Raw genomic sequence first — 19,946 nt, 5'->3', positions numbered from 1 at the left:
CCAGTAAGCTGCGCCACGAACCATAGCGGATTGAGCAGAGGATACGTTGCAAGAGCGGGGCGCCAACACCAACATTTTTTTCGTGGGGCTCATGGGGGCAGGTAAGACCACCGTGGGCCGCGCCGTGGCGCGCCGGCTCGGTCGCCCGTTCTTCGACAGCGATCACGAAATCGAAGCCCGCACGGGAGCACGCATTCCCGTCATATTCGAGCTCGAGGGCGAGGCCGGCTTTCGCGAGCGCGAGGCACAGGTGATCGCGGAACTGTCGGCGCGCGAAGCCATTGTGTTGGCGACAGGCGGCGGCGCGGTCTTGCGTCCGGAAAACCGGGCATTTCTGCACGATCGCGGGCTGGTCGTTTATCTTCGCGCCAACCCGCACGATTTATGGTTGCGCACGCGGAAAGACAAGAACCGTCCGCTGCTGCAAACAGAGGATCCCAAGGCGAAGCTCGAAGCCTTGTACAGCGAGCGCGATCCGCTTTATCGCGAATGCGCGCACTTCATCGTCGAAACCGGGCGGCCGTCCGTCAATGGGCTAGTCAACATGGTGCTCATGCAGCTCGAGATGGCCGGCATTACGAAGCAGACACAGTCATGATTACCGTCAACGTCGATCTCGGCGAACGCTCCTACCCGATCCGCATCGGTGCCGACCTGATCGGTCGGACCGACTTGTTTGCGCCGCATATCGCGGGAGCGTCCGTAACGATCGTAACGAACGAAACCGTCGAGCCGCTCTACGGCGAGTCGCTGCGGAACGCGCTGGCGCCTCTCGGCAAGCAGGTGTCGACCGTCGTGCTGCCGGACGGCGAGGCGTTCAAGCACTGGGAGACGCTCAATTGCATCTTCGACGCGCTGCTGTCCGCGCAGGCCGATCGCAAGACCACGCTGATCGCGCTCGGCGGCGGCGTGATCGGCGACATGACCGGCTTCGCCGCCGCCTGCTATATGCGAGGCGTGCCGTTCATCCAGGTGCCGACGACGCTGCTGTCGCAGGTCGATTCGTCCGTGGGCGGCAAGACCGGTATCAACCATCCGCTCGGCAAGAACATGATCGGCGCGTTTTACCAGCCGCAGGCGGTCGTCGCCGATATCGGCGCCCTGCGTACGTTGCCCGAGCGCGAACTTGCGGCGGGCATCGCGGAGATCATCAAGACGGCTGCGATCGCCGACGCCGCGTTTTTCGAGTGGCTCGAAGCGAACATGGACGCACTGAATCGACGCGAGCCGGAAGCGCTTGCCCATGCCGTCAAGCGGTCGTGCGAGCTGAAGGCCTCGGTTGTCGCGGCCGACGAGCGCGAGGGAGGATTGCGTGCAATCCTCAATTTCGGCCACACGTTCGGTCATGCAATCGAGGCGGGGCTTGGCTATGGGCAATGGCTGCACGGTGAGGCGGTCGGGTGCGGCATGGTGATGGCCGCCGATCTGTCGGTGCGCGTCGGTCATCTGGATGAAGCGGTGCGCAAGCGGCTGCTCGCCGTCATCGAAGCCGCCCGATTGCCGACCCGCGCGCCAGCGCTTGGCGAAGACCGTTATATCGAACTCATGAAGGTCGACAAGAAGGCCGAGGCGGGTGCGATCAGGTTCGTGCTGCTCAATCAGCTTGGCGGCACTTTGATCACGGACGTTCCGGAGGATGCACTGCGAGCGACGCTGACCGCGTGCCTCTGAGCCGCGCTGCGTCGCATGCAGCGAGAGCAGACCCGATGCGAGAGGGGAAACGATGAGCGACAAGGCTGACCGAACGCGCGATCCCGCGGAGGCCATATCGGCGAATGGTGACGAGCGCTCGCTGCTGGTCAAGCCGCCGACGCTCGCCATGCTCGAGTCCCATCTCGCGCCGTATGCTGCGCACTCGGCTCAATCGCGCGGCCGCCGCTTCCCCGAAGCGCCGCCCTCGGCGCGCACCGAATTTCAGCGCGACCGCGATCGCATTGTCCATTCCACGGCCTTCCGGCGTCTCGAATACAAGACGCAGGTATTCGTCAATCACGAAGGCGATCTCTTTCGGACGCGGCTCACGCACAGCCTGGAGGTCGCGCAAATCGCGCGCTCTGTCGCGCGCAATCTGCGCGTCAACGAGGATCTCGTCGAAGCGATTTCGCTGGCACACGATCTGGGACACACGCCGTTCGGCCACGCGGGGCAAGACGCGTTGAACGAATGCATGCAGGCGCACGGTGGCTTCGAGCACAATTTGCAGAGCCTTGCCGTCGTGGACGAACTCGAAGAGCACTACGGCGGCTTCAACGGGCTCAATCTCTGCTTCGAAACGCGCGAAGGCATTTTGAAACACTGTTCGCGCGAAAATGCCCTGAGACTGGGCGATCTGGGCGAACGCTTCCTGACCGGCAAGCGTCCATCGCTCGAAGCGCAAATTGCGAACATTGCCGATGAAATCGCCTATAACAATCACGATGTCGACGATGGTTTGCGTTCCGGGCTTCTGACGATCGAGCAACTCTCGCACGTCGAGCTGTGGCAGACGCATTATGAAGATGCGAGGCGCGAGCATCCGCAACTCGACGGGCGTCGCATGGTGCATGAGACGGTGCGTCGCATGATCAATACGCTCATTGTCGATCTCATCGATACGACGCGGCGCAATCTGGCCGACTCCGCGCCGCGGTCGCTCGATGCGGTGCGTGCGGCGCCTGCGCTCGTTGCGCACAGCGGCGCCGTGGCGGCGCAGGCGGCGCAATTGAAGCGCTTCTTGTTCAGGAATCTGTATCGGCATTACCGCGTCATGCGCATGGCGAGCAAGGCGCGCCGCGTGATCCGCGGGTTGTTCGAGGCGTTCAGTGAGGATCCGCGCCTGTTGCCGCCCGCCTACCAGGCTGACGATGAGGCCGCCCAGCCGCGACTCATCGCGCATTACATCGCCGGCATGACGGATCGGTATGCGTTGAAAGAATATCAACGTCTGTTTGTCATCAACGATAGTTAGACTACCGCCCCGGCAGGTACGCGGCATGGTGCCGGATAGAGCCCGATAGTGCGACGCGACACGGCAGTTTCGTCGTCACATGACTTTTAGGAGAACTAAATGAACAGGTGTAAAACGCTGGTTCGTTCGCTGGCGCTCGGGGGCGTGCTCCTCATCGGTGTAAGCCAGGCGGCCCTGGCCGCGACGGAGATTCAGTTCTGGCACGCGATGGAAGCGGCGCTGGGCGAGCGCGTGAACGACATCGCGAACGACTTCAATCGCTCGCAGAGCGATTACAAGATTGTGCCCGTCTTCAAGGGTACTTACGACCAAACGCTCGCAGCAGGCATCGCCGCCTATCGCAGCGGCAATGCGCCGGCGATTCTCCAGGTCTATGAAGTGGGCACGGCCACGATGATGGCGGCGAACAAGGCCGTCGTGCCGGTCACGGAAGTCTTCAAGCAAGCGGGGATGCCGCTCGACCAAAAGGCCTTCGTGCCGACCATTGCGAGCTACTACAGCGACGCCAAGACGGGCGAACTCGTGTCGATGCCGTTCAATAGCTCGACGCCCGTTCTCTACTACAACAAGGAAGCATTCAAGAAGGCCGGGCTCGATCCGAATCAGCCGCCCAAGACATGGGACGAAGTGCGAGCCGACGCCGAAAAGCTGAAAGCAGCGGGCTCGAGCTGCGGCTTCACCACAGGCTGGCAAGGCTGGATTCAACTCGAGAATTACAGTGCGTGGCACGGCCTGCCGTTCGCATCGGAAAACAACGGGTTCGACGGCCTGGACGCAAAGCTCGAATTCAACAAGCCGCAACAAGTCGCCCATATCAGGTTCTTGCAGGAGATGGCGAAGCAAGGCACGTTCACCTATGTGGGCCGCAAGGACGAGGCAGTCTCGAAGTTCTATAGCGGAGACTGCCCGATTCTGACCAATTCGTCGGGCTCGCTCGCCACGATTCGCAAGTACGCGAAGTTCGATTTTGGTACGGGCATGATGCCGTACGACGCGAACGTGAAGGGCGCGCCGCAAAACGCGATCATCGGCGGCGCCAGCCTGTGGGTGCTTGCGGGCAAGGATCCGAACGTCTATAAGGGCGTGGCGAAATTCCTCGCATACCTTTCGTCGCCGGCCGTGGCGGCCAAGTGGCACGAAGATACGGGCTATCTGCCCGTGACGACGGCCGCTTACGATCTCGCGCGCTCACAAGGCTTCTACGCGAAAAACCCTGGGGCCGACACAGCGATCAAGCAGATGCTGAACAAGCCGCCGCTGCCGTACACGAAGGGACTGCGTCTTGGCAACATGCCGCAGATTCGTACCGTGGTGGATGAAGAGCTGGAGCAGGTGTGGGCGCAGAAGAAGACGCCTCAGGCTGCGCTCGATTCGGCCGCGAGCCGCGGCGACGAGCTGTTGCGGCGTTTCCAGCAATCGGCGCAGTAAGCGAGCGATCGATGACGTCCGATGCGTGTTCTGCGCGTCGGGCTCTCACGTCCGTGCGCCGCGCACCGCGCGACGCACACTTTGTCCGGCTCGCCGTCCGCTTGGCTGATTCCGTTTTCCCGGAGCCGAGCGACGGCGCATCGCATTAACGGAAACACCCTTCATGCACGAACGTTCCCGTTTCGCCGCGAGCGCATTGCCTTACCTGTTGATTGCGCCACAGTTGGCCATCACCGGGCTCTTCTTTCTTTGGCCGGCCGGCGTCGCGCTATGGCAATCCACGCAAATGCAGGACGCTTTCGGCACTTCGAGCGAATTCGTCGGGCTCGCCAATTTCGCGCATTTGTTTGCCGATCCGCTTTATCTCGATTCGTTCAAGACGACGCTGGTGTTCAGTGCGCTCGTCACCGTGTCGGGTCTCGTCGTTTCGCTGCTGCTCGCGGCTTGCGCAGATCGCGTCACGCGCGGCGCGAAGCTGTACCGCACGTTGCTGATCTGGCCTTACGCCGTCGCGCCTGCGATCGCCGCCGTGTTGTGGGCGTTCCTGTTCAACCCCAGCATCGGGCTCGTCACCTACGCACTGGCGAAGGGCGGCATCGTCTGGAACCACGCGTTGAACGGCAGCCAGGCGATGACCCTCGTGGTGCTGGCTTCGGTCTGGAAGCAGGTGAGTTACAACTTTTTGTTCTTCTACGCGGGTTTGCAGGCCATTCCGCGTTCGCTGATCGAGGCCGCGGCCATCGACGGCGCCGGGCCGGTACGCCGTTTTTTCGGCATTGCGCTGCCGCTGTTGTCGCCGACCACCTTCTTCTTGTTCGTGGTCAATGTCGTCTATGCGTTCTTCGACACTTTCCCCGTGATCGATGCGGCGACGGGCGGCGGGCCGGCTCAAGCCACGAAGACGCTGATCTATAAAATCTTCGCCGAAGGTTTCCAGGGGCTCGATATCGGCAGTTCCGGGGCGCAGTCGGTCGTGTTGATGGCGATCGTCGTCGGTTTGACGGTGGTCCAGTTCCGCTTCATCGAACGCAAGGTGCAATACGCATGATCGAGAATCGCAAAGGCTTCGATCTGTTTTGCCATGTCGTTTTGATCGCCGGCGTCGTACTCGTCGCGTTTCCCGTTTATGTGGCGTTCTGCGCGGCGACGATGAGCGAACATGAAGTGTTCACCGTGCCGCTTTCGCTCGTGCCGAGCACGCATTTGCTGGAAAACATCGCCAATGTCTGGTCGCATGGAACCGGCAATGCCGCCAGCCCGTTCGGCCGGATGTTGCTCAACAGCCTGGTGATGGCGCTGGCGATTGCCGTCGGCAAGATCGCGGTGTCGATCATCTCGGCTTATGCGATCGTCTTTTTCCGCTTTCCGCTGCGCAACACGGCGTTCTGGCTGATCTTCGTGACACTGATGCTGCCCGTCGAGGTGCGCATTTTCCCGACCGTGCAGGTCGTCTCGTCGATGCACCTGACGAACACGTATGCGGGGCTCACGCTACCGCTCATCGCCTCCGCAACGGCCACGTTCCTTTTTCGCCAGTTCTTCATGACGCTGCCCGACGAACTCATGGATGCGGCGCGCATCGACGGAGCGGGACCGCTGCGCTTCTTTTATGACGTCGTGCTGCCGTTGTCGAAAACGAACATCGCAGCGCTGTTCGTCATCACCTTCATCTACGGCTGGAACCAGTATCTCTGGCCCATTCTGATCACGAACGAACAATCGCTGACGACGGCCGTCGTCGGCATCAAATCGATGATCGCAAGCGGGGACACCGCGACCGCGTGGCATCTCGTGATGGCTGCCACGCTGCTCGCCATGTTGCCGCCGCTCGTCGTCGTCATCGCGATGCAGCGGTGGTTCGTGCGCGGCCTCGTGGATGCGGAAAAATGATCGAAAGGAAACACTCGGCATGTCAGGGTTGACACTACAAGGCGTACGCAAGACGTACGACGGCAAGCAGTTCGTATTGCATGGCATCGATGTCGACGTGGCCGACGGAGAGTTCGTCGTGCTTGTCGGCCCGTCGGGCTGCGGCAAGTCGACGCTGCTGAGGATGGTGGCGGGCCTGGAAAGCGTCTCAGAAGGGGAGATCGCGATCGGCGACCGCGTGGTCAACCGCTTGGAGCCGAAAGATCGCGATATTGCGATGGTGTTCCAGAACTATGCGCTCTATCCGCACATGAGCGTCCAGGAAAACATGTCGTACGGGCTCAAGATTCGCGGAATCGAACGGGACACGATCGCGGCGCGCGTCGCGGCGGCTGCGAAGATTCTCGAGCTCGAGCCTCTATTGGCACGTAAGCCGCGCGAGCTGTCGGGCGGCCAGCGGCAACGCGTTGCAATGGGGCGCGCGATCGTGCGCGAGCCTTCTGTGTTTCTGTTCGACGAACCGCTATCCAACCTCGATGCGAAGCTGCGCGTCCAGATGCGTCTTGAAATCCAGCGTCTGCATGCGCGGCTCGCGACGACGAGCCTCTATGTGACGCACGATCAAATCGAAGCGATGACGCTCGCTCAGCGCGTCATCGTGATGAACCGAGGTCACGCCGAACAGATCGGGGCGCCCACGGAAGTCTACGAGCGCCCCGCCACGGTGTTCGTCGCGGGTTTCATCGGTTCGCCGGCCATGAATTTGTTGTCGGGCAAGCTCAGTGAGGATGGCTCGGCCTTTGAAGTGTCCGGCGGCGGCCCCACGCTGGCGGTCGCGGGTGCGGCCGGTGTGGGCCGCGAGATCGCAGGCGGGCGCGAGTGGATTCTGGGCATTCGCCCAGAACACATGACCCCGCGTGCCGGTGGCCCGCAGGCGTCGCTGATTGTGGATTCATGCGAATTGCTCGGCGCCGATAATCTCGCTCATGGCCGGTGGGGCGCGCACGACGTAACGGTGCGACTTGCGCACGTGAATCGGCCGCAGCGCGGCGAAGCCGTGCCGGCCGCGCTGCCCGCCGAGCATCTGCATTTCTTCGATCCGGCGTCGGGCAAACGTGCGCTTTGAGCGACGCGCCGCCGGCGGCTGCCCGGCGGCGGCGCAGTTCGCGTAAAGCGCAGAAGGAAGCGATGACGATCACCACTCACCACTCACCACGATGACGAGCGCACGGACGATTCCCATGCCTGACTGGCCATACCCACGCATCGTCGCCCATCGCGGCGGCGGCGCGCTCGCCCCCGAAAACACACTGGCCGCGATCGAGACGGGCGCGCGGCTCGGACTCAGGATGATCGAGTTCGACGCGAAGCTGTCGGCCGACGATGTCCCCTTCCTGCTGCACGACGACACGGTCGATCGAACTTCGAACGGGCGTGGCGCGGCAGCGCGTAAGACTTACACGGAACTGGCGGCGCTCGACGCCGGCAGCTGGTTCGATACGCGTTTTCGCGACGAGCGCATGCCTACGCTGGTCCAGGTTCACGAGCGATGTGTTGCGCTGGGACTGGCGGCGAATATCGAGATCAAGCCTTGTCCCGGTCGCGAGGTCGTAACCGGGCGTCTCGTCGCGCAAGAAGCCGCACGCTTGTGGCAAGGCGTCGAACCGCCGCCGCTGTTGTCGTCGTTCTCGTTCGACGCGCTCGCGGCCGCGCGCGACGAGCAGCCGGAGCTGCCGCGCGGCTTGCTGTTCGGTGCGGTGCCCCCGGACTGGCGCGCGCAAACCGACGCGCTGGGCTGCGTGTCCCTTCATGTCGACCATCGTAAGCTCGACGCGGGACTCGTCGCCGGGATCAAAGCGGCAGGTCTCCATCTCCTCGCTTACACGGTCAACGATCCAGCCCGCGCCCTCATGCTTGCGCACTGGGGCGTCGATGCCGTTTGCACCGACCGCATCGATCTGATCGGGGCGGACTTCCTCGCTTAGCCCAGGTACAGCCTGGTCCGTCGGTCAGATCGGGCAATGCGCCCCGGGTGCAAGCCCTCGTACCCGGGGCCGTCGCTAGCGGCTGCGCGCGAGCAGCCACCCCGTCACGAGGGCGAGGCCGCCTACGACGGCCAGCGTCTCCCACGGGTTTTCGCGAATGTAGCCCTGTGCGTCGCTCAGCGTGGCGGCGGCGCGGTCGCGAATCGTTTCGCGCGCGCCGTCAAGGCGTGAACGCGCGGCGTCCAGACGTTTCCTCATCTGTTCGCGTAGCACGGCGGCGTCGGCCTGCGTGCCGTCGGCCAGGGTTTGTTCGAGCTCCGCGAGCAAGTCGCGCATTTCGCTGCCGATGTCCTCGGCGGCGTGCCGGCTGTGGCGCGCCACGCGGCGCGCATGGCGGCCGGCGCTGTTCCAGGAAGTTTCGAGCGCGTCTCGCGTATTCGGTAGTGCGGTCATGGTCGCTCCGTCGACGATGGGTAACGGGAAGAACGTACCCGCGAATCCGATGCGGGAAGAACCCTTTCGACGCAACTTCGATGCCAGTTCCATCCGCTGGGCAAGCGAGCGCGCGCGTGAGTGCCTCAATAACAGGAGTGCGCGCCGTGCGCCCGACGCCCCCCGACGCCAGACCAGCGACGCCGGGCCGCGCGCTGCGGGCCGTCCATGACTGCCCGGGCGCGCCGCCGAAAGAGGACCGCGGGGAGCCGGGCAGGCTTTGCACGAGCGCGCAGACGGCCCGCGTCGAAACGTAATCAGGGCGACCAGGCAAAGGTCGAAATTACAACGCCGCCGCCCGGGGGCGGCGGCAGATAGGCACGCGTCGAAATTCGACCTACGCTTTAGAAGGCGTAGCCGACCTTGGCGAAGGTGACGATCGGGTTGAGCCTGATCTTTGCTTGCGTCTGAACTGTCAAGCCGAAGGGCCCGACGTTCGTCGACGTGAGATTGGCCGTCACGCTCACCGGGATGTACGAGATTGACAAGCCGGCGAACCAATGCTTATTGAACGAATAGTTGAAGCCTGCATTGAACACGGGTGCCCAGGAACGATCCGTCGAGACGGAGGTCGGACCATGCAACACGTTTTGCACGAAGGCGCCGTTCGTGATCTGGGCGTCGGTGAACCAGACGCGTGTGACGCCCAGGCCCACATACGGACGGAACTTGTCCGTGGGGCTCATGAAGTTCCATTTGAACAGCAGTGCAGGCGACCACTGCCTCGCGCTGCCGAGCTTGCCGAATTGACCCAGTTGATCGGCGCCGTCGATGTCGAACTTCGGCGGAATACCGAGTTCAAACTCGGTGGAGATGTGGTCGGTAACGAAGTAACCGATGCTCAGGCCCAGCGTATCGGAGCTGTCGATGCGGGCGCCTGTGTTCGGCTGGTATGCGTTCAAGGTCGTTCCGCCGACGCTCAGCACTTCGAGCGGGTCGCTGGCGCTTTGAGGTGCGAAGTGGAACCACCCCGATGTGACGTAAAAGGTCCCGGCCGTTTGGGCATGAGCCGCCTGTACGCAAGCAAGCGCAGCGACGGCCCCTGTGATGGCCTGTTTTAATTTCATCTATGTGCTCCTCCATGAAAGGCCCGCCTATTATGAGTAGAAGGTTTGAAACAAACCAAGCGCGCACGCTAGAGCATTCTCCCTAAGCGTGGCGCGTGTTCACTCAAAGCCACGTGTGTCGTCGCAGACGCCCGAAGCGACGCATCGTCCCTTGGGGTAACCACCAACGTACTAAACGGAATCCAGCATGGCACGGCTCGCACGTCTCTACGTCCCCAAACAGCCGCAGCACGTCATCCTGCGCGGACTCGATCAGCAGCCCGCCTTTGTCGACGAGCAGGATTACGAGCTTTTCGTCGATTGCCTGAAGGCCGCTTCGCGCGACCATCATCTCGACGTTCACGCCTACGTCCTCATGCCCGGCGCGGTACAACTGCTCGTCACGCCCAGTGACGAGACCAGTCTGCCCAAGGCTATGCAGGCCGTCGGCCGTCGCTACGTTGCGCACTTCAATCGCCGCTATGCCCGGCGCGGCACGCTCTGGGAAGGGCGTTACCGCGCGACCGTCATCGAGGGCGAGCGCTACTTCCTGCTCGCGAGTCGCGTCATCGAGCTATGCCCGGTGCGCGCGCAACTCGTCAGTGCGGCGGAAGACTACCGATGGTCGAGCTACCGGCATCACATCGGGCTCACCGTCGACAGCCTCGTCACTGACCACCCGCTTTATTGGTCGCTCGGCAATACGCCGTTCGAACGGCAACGCGCCTACAAGGATCTGTGCGAGCAACCGCTCGACGAGCGCGAGGCCAACGAGTTGCAGCAGGCGACGCTCAAGGGTTGGGTGCTCGGCGGCGATTCGTATCGCGAGTGGGCGGCACGGGCCGCCAATCGGCGGGTTTCGCCGTTGCCCCGCGGACGGCCCAAGAAGACGCGCGAAACACCTCAGACGCCGCAAACGTCGCAGCAATAATACGACGAAAGGCGTGCCGCCGGGCGCGATGCTGTGCTCGGCGCGCCTCTGGTTTTGCCGGCGCAGCCAGGACGGCTTCGCGTCGAACGCGCTCGCAGCCGAGAGTCCCGATCGAGCTGCCGGAGCGGATCGATGCGATGCCGTTTTTGTTTGCCCCAATTTTATACGGCCCTATTAAATAGGCACCAACTCGATGCATCTGTTTTATTGGGGTCCGATCACCACGTTTTGTTTGCTATTCAGTTGATTCGTCGCGTATATTCCGATTTCCGGCGGGTGCCACGGCCATAAGCCCAACCCGCCCCGCGGCGCCTCACCACCCCTCGGTCACCCGCGACAAGTGCAGTGCGTGAAATGTCGGACCGGTCGATGGTTGCCCGGCGACGACGATCCCTGCGCTCATCCCCATGCGAACGGCCGCAAAGGCCTCTGATAGACGGTGTCCCCTCATGAACGACCACCAACCGATCCGCTCGGTCCCCGCCGCCCAAGGTCTGTACGACCCGAGCAACGAGCATGACGCCTGCGGCGTCGGCTTCGTCGCGCACATTAAGGGCCAGAAGAGCCACGAGATCATCCAGCAAGGTCTGAAGATTCTCGAGAATCTCGATCACCGGGGCGCCGTGGGCGCCGATCCATTGATGGGCGACGGCGCGGGGATCCTGATTCAGATTCCGGACGCGTTTTATCGCGAGGAAATGGCGCGTCAGGGGGTGACGCTGCCGCCGGCCGGGGAGTACGGCGTCGGGATGATTTTCCTGCCGAAGGAGCATGCGTCGCGTCTGGCCTGCGAGCAGGAACTCGAACGGACGGTGAAGGCGGAAGGGCAGGTGGTGCTGGGCTGGCGTGACGTGCCCGTCGACCACGCGATGCCGATCTCCCCGGCCGTGAAGGCGACCGAACCCGTGATCCGCCAGATTTTCATCGGCCGCGGGCGCGACATCATGGTGACCGACGCGCTCGAACGTAAGCTCTACGTCATCCGCAAGACCGCCAGCCACCGTATCCAGGCGCTCAAGCTCAAGCACGGCAAGGAATACTTCGTGCCGTCGATGTCGGCGCGCACCGTCGTCTATAAGGGGCTGCTGCTGGCGGGCCAGGTGGGCGTCTACTATCGCGACTTGCAGGATGAGCGCGTCGTCTCCGCGCTCGCGCTCGTGCATCAACGCTTCTCGACGAACACGTTCCCCGCGTGGGAACTGGCTCACCCGTACCGGATGATCGCCCACAACGGCGAAATCAACACGGTGAAGGGCAACGTCAACTGGCTTAACGCGCGCACGGGCGCCATCGCGAGCGCCGTGCTGGGCGACGATCTGCCCAAGCTCTGGCCGCTTATTTACCCGGGACAATCCGATACGGCGTCGTTCGACAACTGCCTCGAGCTGCTCGTGATGGCCGGGTATCCGCTCGTTCACGCGATGATGATGATGATTCCCGAAGCGTGGGAACAGCACACGCTGATGGACGAGAACCGCCGCGCCTTCTACGAATACCACGCCGCAATGATGGAGCCGTGGGACGGCCCGGCCGCGATCGCTTTCACGGACGGCCGCCAGATCGGCGCGACGCTCGACCGCAACGGCCTGCGTCCGGCGCGCTACATCATCACCGAAGACGATCTCGTCATCATGGCTTCGGAGTCCGGCGTGCTGCCGATCCCCGAATCGAAGATCGTCAAGAAGTGGCGTCTGCAGCCGGGCAAGATGTTCCTGATCGACATGGAGCACGGCCGCATCATCGGCGACAAGGAACTGAAGGACAACCTGGCCAACGCCAAGCCCTACAAGAGCTGGATCGACGCCGTGCGGATCAAGCTCGACGAGATCGAGCCGAACGCCGAAGACGTCGCTACCGAGCGTCGCGAGGCTGCCGCCTTGCTCGACCGTCAGCAGGCGTTCGGCTACACGCAGGAAGATCTGAAGTTCCTGATGGCGCCGATGGCGCAGCAAGGCGAAGAGGCGATCGGCTCGATGGGCAACGATTCGCCGCTCGCGGTCATGTCGAACAAGAACAAGACGCTCTACCACTACTTCAAGCAGCTGTTCGCCCAGGTCACGAACCCGCCGATCGATCCGATCCGCGAAAACATGGTGATGTCGCTCGTCTCGTTCGTCGGGCCGAAGCCGAACCTGCTCGACACGAACAACATCAACCCGCCGATGCGGCTCGAAGTGTCGCAGCCGGTGCTCGACTTCAAGGACATCGCGAAGATCCGCGCGATCGATCAGTACACGGGCGGCAAGTTCAGTTCGTACGAGCTCAATATTTGCTATCCGGTCGCCTGGGGCAAGGAAGGGATCGAGGCGCGGCTGGCCTCGCTGTGCGCCGAAGCGGTCGACGCCGTCAAGTCCGGCTACAACATGCTGATCGTGTCCGACCGCCGCACCGATCGCGACAACGTCGCGATCCCGGCGCTGCTCGCCACGGCCGCCATCCACACGCACCTCGTGTCGCAAGGGCTGCGTACGAGCACGGGCCTCGTCGTCGAGACCGGCTCCGCGCGTGAGGTCCATCACTTCGCACTGCTGGCCGGCTACGGCGCGGAAGCGGTCCATCCGTATCTTGCGATGGAAACGCTCGCGCAGCTGGCGCAAGGGCTCAAGGGCGATCTTTCGCCCGAAAAGGCCGTGTACAACTTCACGAAGGCGATCGGCAAGGGCCTGCACAAGGTCATGTCGAAGATGGGCATTTCGACCTACATGTCGTACACGGGTGCGCAGATTTTCGAAGCGGTCGGGTTGGCGAGCGATCTGGTCGAGAAGTACTTCAAGGGCACGGCCTCCAAGGTGGGCGGCATCGGCCTCTTCGAAGTGGCCGAAGAAGCCATTCGCCTGCATCGCGAAGCATTCGGCGAGAACCCCGTGCTGGCCAACATGCTCGAGGCCGGCGGCGAATACGCGTATCGCGTGCGTGGCGAGGATCACATGTGGACGCCCGATGCGATCGCCAAGCTCCAACATTCGACGCGCAGCAACTCGTACCAGACGTACAAGGAATACGCGCATCTGATCAACGATCAGACGCGTCGTCATATGACGTTCCGCGGCTTGTTCGAGTTCAAGGTGGAACCGAGCAAGGCGATTTCGCTCGACGAAGTCGAGTCCGCCAAGGAAATCGTCAAGCGCTTTGCGACGGGCGCGATGTCGCTCGGCTCGATCAGCACCGAAGCGCATGCCACGCTGGCCGTCGCGATGAACCGCATCGGCGGCAAGTCGAACACAGGCGAGGGCGGCGAGGACGAGAACCGCTACCGCAACGAATTGCGTGGCATTCCGATCAAGAACGGCGATACGCTCGCTTCCGTGATCGGCTCCGAAGTCGTGCGCGACATTCCGTTGAAGGACGGCGATTCGCTGCGCTCGAAGATCAAGCAGGTGGCGTCAGGCCGCTTCGGCGTGACGGCCGAGTATCTTGCGTCGGCCGACCAGATCCAGATCAAGATGGCGCAAGGCGCGAAGCCCGGCGAGGGCGGTCAGCTGCCGGGGCACAAGGTGTCGGAGTACATCGGCAAGCTGCGATACTCGGTGCCGGGCGTCGGCCTCATTTCGCCGCCGCCGCACCACGACATTTATTCGATCGAAGACCTGGCGCAGCTCATCCACGATCTGAAGAACGTCAACCCGGCGTCGAGCATTTCGGTCAAGCTCGTCTCGGAAGTCGGCGTCGGCACGGTGGCCGCCGGCGTGGCGAAGGCGAAGGCCGACCACGTCGTCATCGCGGGCCATGACGGCGGCACGGGCGCATCGCCGTTGTCGTCGATCAAACATGCCGGCACGCCGTGGGAGCTCGGTTTGGCCGAGACGCAACAGACCCTCGTGCTGAACCGTCTGCGCGGCCGTATCCGCGTGCAGGCCGACGGCCAGATGAAGACGGGCCGCGATGTCGTCATCGGTGCGTTGCTCGGTGCCGACGAGTTCGGCTTCGCGACGGCTCCGCTCGTCGTCCAAGGCTGCATCATGATGCGCAAGTGTCATCTGAACACCTGCCCCGTCGGCGTGGCCACGCAGGATCCCGTGCTGCGCGCGAAGTTCCAGGGCCAGCCCGAACATGTCGTCAACTACTTCTTCTTCGTTGCCGAGGAAGTGCGCGAGATCATGGCGCAACTGGGCATCCGCAGGTTCGAGGATCTGATCGGCCGCGCCGATCTGCTCGACATGAAGAAGGGCGTCGAGCACTGGAAGGCGAAGGGGCTCGACTTCACGAACATCTTCTATCAGCCGAAGGTGCCGAGCGACGTGGCCCGCAAGCACGTGGAGGAGCAGGATCACGGCCTCGCGCGTGCGCTCGACCACACGCTGATCGAGAAGGCGCGCGCGGCGATCGAAAGCGGCGAGCACGTGTCGTTCATCCAGCCGGTGCGCAACGTCAATCGCAGCGTCGGCGCGATGCTCTCGGGCGTGATCGCGAAGAAGCACGGCCATGATGGTCTGCCCGACGACTCGATTCACATTCAGTTGAAGGGCACGGCGGGCCAGAGCTTCGGTGCGTTCCTCGCGCGCGGCGTGACGCTCGATCTCGTCGGCGACGGCAACGACTATGTCGGCAAGGGGCTGTCCGGCGGCCGCATCATCATCCGCCCGACGAACGATTTCCGCGGCAAGTCCGAAGAGAACATCATTTGCGGCAATACGGTCATGTACGGGGCGCTCGAGGGTGAAGCCTATCTGCGCGGCGTGGCGGGCGAGCGGTTCTGCGTGCGGAACTCGGGGGCCAGCGCCGTCGTCGAGGGCACGGGCGATCACGGCTGCGAATACATGACGGGCGGCACGGTCGTGGTGCTCGGCGAAACCGGACGCAACTTTGCGGCGGGCATGTCGGGCGGCATCGCGTTCGTCTACGACGCCGACGGCACGTTCGCGGGCAAGTGCAACAAGGCGATGGTCGCGCTCGAGCCGGTGCTGCAGCAAGCCGAGCAAGAGCGGACGGTCGACCGCGGCCTCTGGCATACGGGCGTGACCGACGAAGCGCTGCTCAAGGGTCTCATCGAGAAGCACTTCCAATGCACGGGGTCGCCGCGCGCGAAGGCGCTGCTCGAGAACTGGGACGCGTCGCGGCGTCAGTTCGTCAAGGTCTTCCCGACCGAGTACAAGCGTGCGCTCGGCGAGCTGGCTGCCAAGAAAGCGGCCAAGGAGGCGATGGCTGCGTAAGCGGCCGCCGCACGTGTGGCGCTGCGCTCGAGTGCGCGCGCCCGACCTGACCCGAGCGGCCGGCGAACCCGGCTGCGCGCCTCGATCGAGATCGACTCCGACAGCAACATCGACCCCGATTCGACGCGCGTGGCCCGCCGGCCACCCCGATACCGACGATTTGGAATAGAAGAGCACCCCATGGGCAAGGCAACCGGTTTTCTCGAGTTTGAGCGTCGCCACGAGTCGTACGAGGCCCCGCTCGCTCGCTTGAAGCACTACAAGGAGTTCGTTCTCGCGCTGACCGACGAGGACGCGAAGGTTCAAGGCGCGCGGTGTATGGACTGCGGCATTCCGTTTTGCAACAACGGCTGCCCGGTCAACAACATCATCCCCGACTTCAACGATCTCGTTTATCACCAGGACTGGCAGCGCGCGATCGACGTGCTCCATTCGACGAACAATTTCCCCGAATTCACGGGACGAATCTGCCCGGCGCCCTGCGAGGCGGCCTGCACGTTGGGGATCAACGCCGAGCCCGTCGGCATCAAGTCGATCGAGCACGCGATCATCGACAAGGCATGGGCCGAAGGCTGGGTCGTGCCGCTGCCGCCGAAGAAGAAGACGGGCAAGAAGGTGGCCGTCGTTGGTTCGGGACCGGCCGGGCTGGCCGTGGCGCAACAACTCGCGCGCGCCGGTCACGAGGTGACCGTATTCGAAAAGAACGATCGGATCGGCGGGCTGCTGCGCTATGGCATCCCCGACTTCAAGCTCGAAAAGTGGCTGATCGATCGGCGCATGCGTCAGATGGAAGCCGAGGGCGTCACCTTCCGCACGAACGTGTTCGTCGGCGAAGAATCGCTGCCGGCCTACATCGGCAATACGGCCAAGGAGACGATTTCGCCCGCGGCGCTCAAGGAGCAGTTCGATGCGGTCGTCATCGCGGGCGGCTCCGAGACGCCGCGCGATCTGCCCGTTCCCGGGCGCGAATTGGCCGGCATCCACTATGCGATGGAGTTCCTGCCGCAACAGAACAAGGTCAACGCGGGCGACAAGCTCACTGACCAACTGCTGGCCAAGGGTAAGCACGTCGTCGTGATCGGCGGCGGGGACACGGGTTCCGACTGCGTCGGCACGTCGAATCGCCACGGCGCCAAGAGCGTGACGCAATTCGAATTGCTGCCGCAGCCGCCCGAAGAGGAAAACAAGCCGCTCGTGTGGCCGTACTGGCCGATCAAGCTGCGCACGTCGTCCTCGCACGAGGAAGGCTGCAGCCGCGATTGGTCGGTTGCGACCAAGCGCTTCGAGGGCAAGAACGGCAAGGTCGAGAAGCTGATCGGGGCCCGCGTCGAGTGGAAGGACGGCAAGATGCAGGAAGTGCCGGGCTCCGAGTTCGAAATGAAGGCGGATCTCGTGTTGCTGGCGATGGGCTTCACGCAGCCGGCTTCCCCGGTGCTCGACGCTTTCCGCGTCGATAAGGACGCGCGCGGCAATGTGCGTGCTTCGACCGAGGGCGAGCGGGCGTACTACACGTCAGTCGATAAAGTGTTCACGGCCGGTGACATGCGGCGCGGTCAATCGCTCGTCGTCTGGGCGATTCGCGAAGGCCGCCAATGCGCGCGTGCCGTGGATGCGTTCCTGATGGGCAGCTCGGAGTTGCCGCGCTGATCGTATGACGGGGCGCGAGATCGTCGAAGACGATTGGCATCGCTGCTTCATCGCGCTCGTGCCCGATGTGGCCACGCGCGATGCGCTGGCGGCGATGCCGGTCGGCGCGGCAGCGCGGCGCGTGAGCGTCGATCAGCTGCATATGACGCTCGCGTTTCTCGGCACGGTCCCTCCTGCGACGGGCGCGCGGCTTGCCGCGCAGCTCGCTTCGGTTGTCGCGCCGTTGGCGGAGCAGCGTGCCGAGCCCGTCGAGACCTGGCCGAGCGCTGCGCATCCGCGCCTCGTCGTCGTGCCGTTTTCGGCGGCCGAAGGGCTTGCCGGATTCGAACGGCGCGTGCGCGCGCTCGTGGCGGGGTTTGGGTTGCCGATCGACGATCATCGCCCGTTTCGCCCGCATATCACGCTGGCGCGATATGCGCGTTCCGTTCAACCGGCGCGTGAGCCGGCCCTCGGTCGCCCATGCTCGTCGCCCCCTGCGGCGACGCTCGCAGTCACGCCCCGATTCGACACGTTGACGCTTTATTCGAGCACGCTGGCCCGTCACGGCGCCCGTTACAAAGCGCTTGCCTCGGTTGCCGTGCCGGCCGCGTGAGCGCGGCTTTCGCGACTGCGCTGCAACTGCGTCGTTACGCCACGACCCGCTCGTCGACGCGCTCGATGTCGAGCACATGTTCGTGCAGAGCGAGCAGCGACTCGCGATGGGCGACGCTGAAGATCGCCGTTTTCTGCAGCCGTTCGGCCAGCAAGCGGTACACGTTCGCCTCATTGACGGTATCGAGCGCGCTCGTGGCTTCGTCGAGGAAAAGGAAATCGGGCTTGTGCAGCAGAATGCGCGCGCAGGAGAGGCGCTGCTGCTCGCCCGGCGACAGCACGCGCGTCCAATGCGCGGATTCGGCGAGCCGTTCGGCATACCCTTCGAGCCGGCAAGCGCGCAGCACCTCACGGCAGGCATCGTCGGAGAACGCATCGGCCGCCGAAGGATAGGCGAGCGCGGCTTTGAGCGTGCCGATGGGCAGATAGCCTTGCTGCGGCACGAACATCGTGCGCGCGCCGACGGGCGCGTCGATCGCGCCATCGCCGAATGGCCAGAGCCCGGCGAACGCGCGCAGCAGTGTGCTCTTGCCCGAGCCCGACGGGCCGCGGACGAGCCAACGCGCACCGGGCTCGACGGTGATATCCGCAATCGTGGCGAGCGGTGTGCCGTTGGGCAGGGCGAGTCGGAGGTTCTTGGTTTCGAGCGTCGGCGCATCGACGTAATGCAGGTTGATGCCGCCGTGCTCGGTGGCGGGCGACGCCGCCTCGCGCATATGCGTGCTTTGAATCACCCGGCTGAATTCGCGAAGCCGGTTGACGGTGGCGCGCCAGTCGACGAGTGACGAGTAATTGTTGATGAACCAGGAAAACGAATCGCTGACGGTATTGAAGGCGTTTTGAATCTGCATCAGCACGCCGAACGCGAACGCGCCGGCGAAGTAGCGCGGCGCAGCGAGGACGAGCGGAAAGATCAACGCTGCCTGGCCGTAGAAGTTGGATGCGAAGTTCAGTCGCCGCGTGTACTTCATGATGAGCGACCAGTTGTCGCGAATGCGCGCGAAGATGTTTTGCGCGTTGGCGTTCTCGGTGCGCATGCCATCGTAGAAAGCGATCTGCTCGGCGTTTTCGCGCACGCGGATCAGGCCGAAACGGAAATCGGCCTCGACGCGCTGTTGCTGGTAGGTGATCGACACGAGCGGATGGCCGATTCGATAGATCAGATACGAACCTCCGATCGCATACAGGCACGCGGCCCAGACCATGTAGCCCGGAATCACCCAGTTCGAACCGCCGAGCTTGAGCGTCAGCGGCCCCGCGACAGTCCACAGAATCGTGACGAACGAGAACAGCGTGACGATGTTCGACAGGAACCCCAGCGAAAGCGCGAGCGTATTGGTGGCGAACGATTGGAGGTCGTCCGTGATCCGCTGGTCCGGGTTGTCGGCGAGTCGATCGCGCTCGATCCGATAAAACGCTCGTTCGCCGAGCCACGCACGCAGGAAGCGGTGCGTCAGCCATTGTCGCCAGCGAAATTCGAGCATTTGCCGCAGATAGACGCGGTAGACGGCGAGGGCAACGAACACGAACGCGAGCAGCGTGAACTGCATCAGCAAATGCGTGAACTGCGACATGTCCTTCGTCTGCAACGCATTGTAAAACTTCGCGTACCACTGGTTGAACCAGACATTGAAACCGACAAGGGTCAGATTCATCGCGACGATCGCGATCAGCAACCCCCACGCGAGCTTCCATTCCTCCGATACCCAGTAAGGTTTGATAAGCCCCCAGGCTGTGATCGAACGAATCTCGAGCGGCTTATCGTCGCGGGCGGGTACGGGATTCAGGGACGCTGTCATAGTGTTTTTCGATCGTAAATCGCAAGCGGACGCCGGTGGGTCGCGCAACGATGCGCGCCGC

General features: G+C 63.4%; 15 protein-coding genes. 12 read left to right on the top strand and 3 right to left on the bottom strand.

Annotated elements, in window-relative coordinates:
- Nucleotides 1-91: 91 nt before the first annotated feature.
- The 8 genes from C0Z19_RS17275 (at nt 92) to ugpQ (ending at nt 8,229) form a co-directional block, all read left to right on the top strand.
- Nucleotides 92-598, top strand: coding sequence for a shikimate kinase (locus tag C0Z19_RS17275; protein ID WP_425330285.1), 507 nt, complete (start codon nt 92-94; stop codon nt 596-598).
- Nucleotides 595-1,671: a 3-dehydroquinate synthase gene (gene aroB, locus C0Z19_RS17270; RefSeq protein WP_102611058.1), complete on the top strand. Its 1,077-nt coding sequence runs from the start codon at nt 595-597 to the stop codon at nt 1,669-1,671. Before C0Z19_RS17275 ends, aroB begins: the two co-directional genes overlap by 4 nt.
- 52 nt (nt 1,672-1,723) lie before the next feature.
- Nucleotides 1,724-2,947 carry a deoxyguanosinetriphosphate triphosphohydrolase gene (locus C0Z19_RS17265; protein WP_102611057.1) on the top strand — a complete coding sequence of 408 codons (1,224 nt, stop codon included), beginning with the start codon at nt 1,724-1,726 and terminating at the stop codon, nt 2,945-2,947.
- A gap of 99 nt (nt 2,948-3,046) precedes the next feature.
- Entirely contained in the window at nt 3,047-4,375 is a 1,329-nt protein-coding gene (gene ugpB / locus C0Z19_RS17260) for a sn-glycerol-3-phosphate ABC transporter substrate-binding protein UgpB (protein WP_102611056.1), read from the top strand.
- A 163-nt stretch (nt 4,376-4,538) separates the two neighbouring features.
- Nucleotides 4,539-5,423 carry a sn-glycerol-3-phosphate ABC transporter permease UgpA gene (gene ugpA, locus C0Z19_RS17255; RefSeq protein WP_102611055.1) on the top strand — a complete coding sequence of 295 codons (885 nt, stop codon included), beginning with the start codon at nt 4,539-4,541 and terminating at the stop codon, nt 5,421-5,423.
- The gene (gene ugpE / locus C0Z19_RS17250) at nt 5,420-6,265 is read left to right on the top strand and encodes a sn-glycerol-3-phosphate ABC transporter permease UgpE (RefSeq protein WP_102611054.1); all 846 of its coding nucleotides are present in this window, start codon (nt 5,420-5,422) and stop codon (nt 6,263-6,265) included. The genes ugpA and ugpE overlap by 4 nt, the downstream gene beginning before the upstream one ends.
- Before the next feature lie 19 nt (nt 6,266-6,284).
- Nucleotides 6,285-7,370, top strand: a complete 1,086-nt coding sequence (locus tag C0Z19_RS17245) for a sn-glycerol-3-phosphate import ATP-binding protein UgpC (protein WP_102611053.1) — start codon at nt 6,285-6,287, stop codon at nt 7,368-7,370.
- A 115-nt stretch (nt 7,371-7,485) separates the two neighbouring features.
- Nucleotides 7,486-8,229: a glycerophosphodiester phosphodiesterase gene (ugpQ, locus tag C0Z19_RS17240; RefSeq protein WP_102611127.1), complete on the top strand. Its 744-nt coding sequence runs from the start codon at nt 7,486-7,488 to the stop codon at nt 8,227-8,229.
- A 75-nt stretch (nt 8,230-8,304) separates the two neighbouring features.
- Here ugpQ and C0Z19_RS17235 read toward each other — a convergent pair whose 3' ends face one another.
- Both C0Z19_RS17235 and C0Z19_RS17230 read right to left on the bottom strand, forming a co-directional pair.
- Nucleotides 8,305-8,682, bottom strand: coding sequence for an ElaB/YgaM/YqjD family protein (locus C0Z19_RS17235; protein WP_102611126.1), 378 nt, complete (start codon nt 8,680-8,682; stop codon nt 8,305-8,307).
- 383 nt (nt 8,683-9,065) lie between these two features.
- On the bottom strand, nt 9,066-9,788 hold the full coding sequence (locus tag C0Z19_RS17230; RefSeq protein WP_102611052.1) for an OmpW/AlkL family protein: 723 nt from the start codon (nt 9,786-9,788) through the stop codon (nt 9,066-9,068).
- Between the two features lie 187 nt (nt 9,789-9,975).
- Between C0Z19_RS17230 and C0Z19_RS17225 the strand changes: the two genes are divergently transcribed.
- The 4 genes from C0Z19_RS17225 (at nt 9,976) to thpR (ending at nt 18,087) form a co-directional block, all read left to right on the top strand.
- The gene (locus C0Z19_RS17225; RefSeq protein WP_102611051.1) at nt 9,976-10,698 is read left to right on the top strand and encodes a transposase; all 723 of its coding nucleotides are present in this window, start codon (nt 9,976-9,978) and stop codon (nt 10,696-10,698) included.
- 449 nt (nt 10,699-11,147) lie between these two features.
- Nucleotides 11,148-15,848 (top strand): glutamate synthase-related protein, encoded by a 4,701-nt coding sequence (locus C0Z19_RS17220; protein WP_175084051.1) that lies wholly within the window; start codon nt 11,148-11,150, stop codon nt 15,846-15,848.
- A gap of 180 nt (nt 15,849-16,028) precedes the next feature.
- Nucleotides 16,029-17,495, top strand: coding sequence for a glutamate synthase subunit beta (locus C0Z19_RS17215; RefSeq protein WP_102611049.1), 1,467 nt, complete (start codon nt 16,029-16,031; stop codon nt 17,493-17,495).
- A gap of 4 nt (nt 17,496-17,499) precedes the next feature.
- Nucleotides 17,500-18,087 (top strand): RNA 2',3'-cyclic phosphodiesterase, encoded by a 588-nt coding sequence (gene thpR, locus C0Z19_RS17210; protein ID WP_102611048.1) that lies wholly within the window; start codon nt 17,500-17,502, stop codon nt 18,085-18,087.
- Nucleotides 18,088-18,121: 34 nt separating this feature from the next.
- Here the strand turns inward: thpR and C0Z19_RS17205 are convergent, their stop codons facing one another.
- The gene (locus tag C0Z19_RS17205) at nt 18,122-19,885 is read right to left on the bottom strand and encodes an ABC transporter ATP-binding protein/permease (protein WP_102611047.1); all 1,764 of its coding nucleotides are present in this window, start codon (nt 19,883-19,885) and stop codon (nt 18,122-18,124) included.
- Nucleotides 19,886-19,946: the final 61 nt, after the last annotated feature.

The sequence above is a fragment of the Trinickia soli genome (assembly GCF_002879855.1).
Lineage (GTDB): Bacteria > Pseudomonadota > Gammaproteobacteria > Burkholderiales > Burkholderiaceae > Trinickia > Trinickia soli.
This window is presented reverse-complemented; position numbering and strand designations above follow the sequence as displayed.

Coding starts and splice junctions, on each gene's coding strand:
- ugpE (WP_102611054.1), top strand. CDS start 5,420: ATGATCGAGAATCGCAAAGGCTTCGATCTGTTTTGCCATGTCGTTTTG.
- C0Z19_RS17265 (WP_102611057.1), top strand. CDS start 1,724: ATGAGCGACAAGGCTGACCGAACGCGCGATCCCGCGGAGGCCATATCG.
- C0Z19_RS17215 (WP_102611049.1), top strand. CDS start 16,029: ATGGGCAAGGCAACCGGTTTTCTCGAGTTTGAGCGTCGCCACGAGTCG.
- aroB (WP_102611058.1), top strand. CDS start 595: ATGATTACCGTCAACGTCGATCTCGGCGAACGCTCCTACCCGATCCGC.
- ugpQ (WP_102611127.1), top strand. CDS start 7,486: ATGCCTGACTGGCCATACCCACGCATCGTCGCCCATCGCGGCGGCGGC.
- ugpA (WP_102611055.1), top strand. CDS start 4,539: ATGCACGAACGTTCCCGTTTCGCCGCGAGCGCATTGCCTTACCTGTTG.
- C0Z19_RS17225 (WP_102611051.1), top strand. CDS start 9,976: ATGGCACGGCTCGCACGTCTCTACGTCCCCAAACAGCCGCAGCACGTC.
- C0Z19_RS17275 (WP_425330285.1), top strand. CDS start 92: ATGGGGGCAGGTAAGACCACCGTGGGCCGCGCCGTGGCGCGCCGGCTC.
- C0Z19_RS17245 (WP_102611053.1), top strand. CDS start 6,285: ATGTCAGGGTTGACACTACAAGGCGTACGCAAGACGTACGACGGCAAG.
- C0Z19_RS17205 (WP_102611047.1), bottom strand. CDS start 19,885: ATGACAGCGTCCCTGAATCCCGTACCCGCCCGCGACGATAAGCCGCTC.
- ugpB (WP_102611056.1), top strand. CDS start 3,047: ATGAACAGGTGTAAAACGCTGGTTCGTTCGCTGGCGCTCGGGGGCGTG.
- thpR (WP_102611048.1), top strand. CDS start 17,500: ATGACGGGGCGCGAGATCGTCGAAGACGATTGGCATCGCTGCTTCATC.
- C0Z19_RS17235 (WP_102611126.1), bottom strand. CDS start 8,682: ATGACCGCACTACCGAATACGCGAGACGCGCTCGAAACTTCCTGGAAC.
- C0Z19_RS17230 (WP_102611052.1), bottom strand. CDS start 9,788: ATGAAATTAAAACAGGCCATCACAGGGGCCGTCGCTGCGCTTGCTTGC.
- C0Z19_RS17220 (WP_175084051.1), top strand. CDS start 11,148: ATGAACGACCACCAACCGATCCGCTCGGTCCCCGCCGCCCAAGGTCTG.